The sequence below is a fragment of the Pseudomonas agronomica genome (genome assembly GCF_025917275.1).
GTDB classification, from domain to species: domain Bacteria; phylum Pseudomonadota; class Gammaproteobacteria; order Pseudomonadales; family Pseudomonadaceae; genus Aquipseudomonas; species Aquipseudomonas agronomica.
The window spans coordinates 1-2905 of sequence record NZ_JAOSHO010000573.1; the positions used below are offsets into that span (position 1 = coordinate 1).

3 protein-coding genes are annotated in these 2905 nt (G+C 60.9%); all 3 read left to right on the forward strand.

Annotated features, from left to right (window positions below; genetic code table 11):
- Window positions 1–88: 88 nt before the first annotated feature.
- The 3 genes from pstB to OC610_RS24665 all read left to right on the forward strand — a co-directional run bounded on the left by pstB (window position 89) and on the right by OC610_RS24665 (window position 2881).
- Window positions 89–922 (forward strand): phosphate ABC transporter ATP-binding protein PstB, encoded by an 834-nt coding sequence (gene pstB / locus OC610_RS24655; RefSeq protein WP_264431584.1) that lies wholly within the window; start codon window positions 89–91, stop codon window positions 920–922.
- A 74-nt stretch (window positions 923–996) separates the two neighbouring features.
- Window positions 997–1758: a phosphate signaling complex protein PhoU gene (phoU, locus tag OC610_RS24660; protein WP_030139132.1), complete on the forward strand. Its 762-nt coding sequence runs from the start codon at window positions 997–999 to the stop codon at window positions 1756–1758.
- A gap of 166 nt (window positions 1759–1924) precedes the next feature.
- The gene (locus OC610_RS24665) at window positions 1925–2881 is read left to right on the forward strand and encodes a response regulator (RefSeq protein WP_264431588.1); all 957 of its coding nucleotides are present in this window, start codon (window positions 1925–1927) and stop codon (window positions 2879–2881) included.
- The last annotated feature ends 24 nt before the right edge of the window (window positions 2882–2905 follow it).

The window sequence follows — 2905 nt, forward strand, 5'->3', positions numbered from 1 at the left end:
TCGCGAGCAGGCTCGCTCCCACATTGAAATTTTATGGGGCCGCCACACAGGCGTTCCGAACCGAATTTGTTAGCACAGGGAGCCTCCCATGCAACACGAAGCACACACACACGGCATCAACATGTCGGCCCTGGGCCGCGACAAGCAGAGCCTGGACCTGGCCCAGGAAACCGTCGCCATCGAAGTGCCCGGCCTGAGCCTGTTCTACGGCCAGAAGCAGGCGCTGTACGACGTCAGCCTGAACATTCCGAAGCAGCGCGTCACCGCGTTCATCGGCCCGTCGGGCTGCGGCAAGTCGACGTTGCTGCGCACCTTCAACCGCATGAACGACCTGGTGGACGGCTGCCGTGTCGAAGGTGAAATCAACCTCTACGGCAACAACATCTACCGCAAGGGCGAAGACGTTGCCGAGCTGCGTCGCCGCGTGGGCATGGTGTTCCAGAAGCCCAACCCGTTCCCGAAGACCATTTACGAGAACGTGGTCTATGGCCTGCGCATCCAGGGCATCAACAAAAAGCGCATCCTCGATGAGGCCGTGGAGTGGGCCCTCAAGGGTGCGGCCTTGTGGGACGAGGTCAAGGACCGTCTGCACGATTCGGCCCTGGGCCTGTCCGGCGGCCAGCAGCAACGCCTGGTCATCGCCCGCACCATCGCCGTGGAGCCGGAGGTCCTGCTGCTCGACGAACCCTGCTCGGCCCTCGACCCGATCTCGACGCTGAAGGTCGAGGAGCTGATCTACGAGCTCAAGTCCAAGTTCACCATCGTCATCGTGACCCATAACATGCAACAGGCGGCGCGGGTGTCCGACTACACCGCGTTCATGTACATGGGCAAACTGGTGGAGTTCGGCGACACCGATACCCTGTTCACCAATCCGGCCATGAAGCAGACCGAAGACTACATCACCGGTCGTTACGGCTAGGAAGCCGTTGTTGCTCATTGTGAATCTACGCTGCGGTCCGCCGCACCTTACCGGACGCTCCAAGGACGCCAAAGATGATTAGTAAAGAAGGCCTTACCCACCACATTTCCGCACAGTTCAACGCCGAACTGGAGGAAGTGCGCAGTCACTTGCTGGCCATGGGCGGGCTGGTGGAAAAGCAGGTCAACGACGCGGTAACCGCGCTGATCGAGGCCGATTCGGGCCTGGCCCAGCAAGTGCGCGAGATCGACGACCAGATCAACCAGATGGAACGCAACATCGACGAAGAGTGCCTGCGCATCCTGGCCCGTCGCCAGCCGGCCGCTTCCGACCTGCGCCTGATCATCAGCATCTCCAAGTCGGTGATCGACCTGGAGCGGATCGGCGACGAAGCCACCAAGATCGCCCGTCGTGCCATCCAGTTGTGCGAGGAAGGCGAAGCGCCGCGTGGTTACGTCGAGGTTCGCCACATTGGTGACCAGGTGCGCAACATGGTTCGTGACGCGTTGGACGCCTTTGCCCGTTTCGACGCCGACCTGGCGTTGTCGGTGGCCCAGTACGACAAGATCATCGACCGTGAATACAAGACCGCCCTGCGTGAGCTGGCGACCTACATGATGGAAGATCCGCGCTCCATCTCGCGGGTGTTGAGCATCATCTGGGTGCTGCGTTCTCTTGAGCGTATCGGCGATCATGCACGCAACATCTCGGAACTGGTGATCTATTTGGTGCGCGGTACCGATGTGCGGCACATGGGCCTCAAGCGGATGAAGGAAGAAGTTGAGGGTACCCCGTCCGAAACCGCTAATGTTCCCGGTGAAACTGACGATAAGTAAGATTGCCAAGAAAAGCGCCCGGCCTTCTGGTCGGGCTTTTTTTTGCGATTTTTTTAATCGAAAGCAGCACCCCGCGAACGAAAAGTCCCGGCGTGACTGAAGGTTTTTGGCTATGTGCCATCAGTAAAGCGGTATGCTTGCCGGGATTTTTTAGAGGTGTATCTGGATGAGTAAGGTCAGTGTGTTGGTCGTGGACGATGCTTCGTTCATTCGTGACTTGGTGAAGAAGTGCCTGCGCAACTACTTCCCAGGCATCCGCATCGAAGACGCGGTGAACGGCAAGAAAGCCCAGGCCCTGCTGGCCCGTGAAGCGTTCGACCTGGTGCTGTGCGACTGGGAAATGCCGGAGATGTCGGGCCTGGAGCTGTTGACCTGGTGTCGCCAGCAGGACAACCTCAAGGGCATGCCGTTCGTCATGGTCACCAGCCGTGGCGACAAGGAAAACGTGGTCCAGGCGATCCAGGCCGGCGTTTCCGGTTACGTCAGCAAACCGTTCACCAACGAACAATTGCTGACCAAGGTCAAGCAGGCCCTGAACAAGGTGGGCAAGCTCGACACCTTGATGAACAGCGCCCCGACCAAGATGAACTCGGCGTTTGGCAACGATTCGCTCAGCGCCCTGACCGGTGGCAAGGCTGCTCCGGCGGTCGCCGCGGCGCCCGCAGCTAACCCGTTCGCCAAGCCCGTCGCTGCCGCCGCCCCTGCGCCCGCTGCGGCTGCCGCCCCGGCTCGTGGCCTGCTCAACAGCCCGCCCGTCAAGGCACCTGCCGCGTCAGCGCCGACCAGCAATCGCGGGCAAGGCCAATTGCGTCTTTCCAGCGGCACCCAGCAATGCGTGATCAAGGCCCTGAGCCTCAAGGAAGCGCTGCTGGTGGTCAAGCGTACCGACACCCTGCCACAAGTGCTGGAAAGCTCGGTGCTGGACATGGAGCAGGGCGACAACGCCGAGACCGCTCGTCTGAACGGCTACCTGCACGCTATCGTCGCCCACGAGCAGACGCCGGACAGCGAATGGCTGCAACTGACCTTCCGCTTCGTCGACAAAGACCCGCAGAAACTCGACTACATCTCCCGCCTGATTGCCCGTGGCACGGCGCAGAAGCACTTCGTTCCGGGCGCCTGATCCGGCGGTGCCCCTCAGTCCGCT

Bases quoted from the DNA above. Each gene is read 5' to 3' on its own strand.
- pstB (WP_264431584.1), top strand. From the start codon at position 89: ATGCAACACGAAGCACACACACACGGCATCAACATGTCGGCCCTGGGC.
- phoU (WP_030139132.1), top strand. From the start codon at position 997: ATGATTAGTAAAGAAGGCCTTACCCACCACATTTCCGCACAGTTCAAC.
- OC610_RS24665 (WP_264431588.1), top strand. From the start codon at position 1,925: ATGAGTAAGGTCAGTGTGTTGGTCGTGGACGATGCTTCGTTCATTCGT.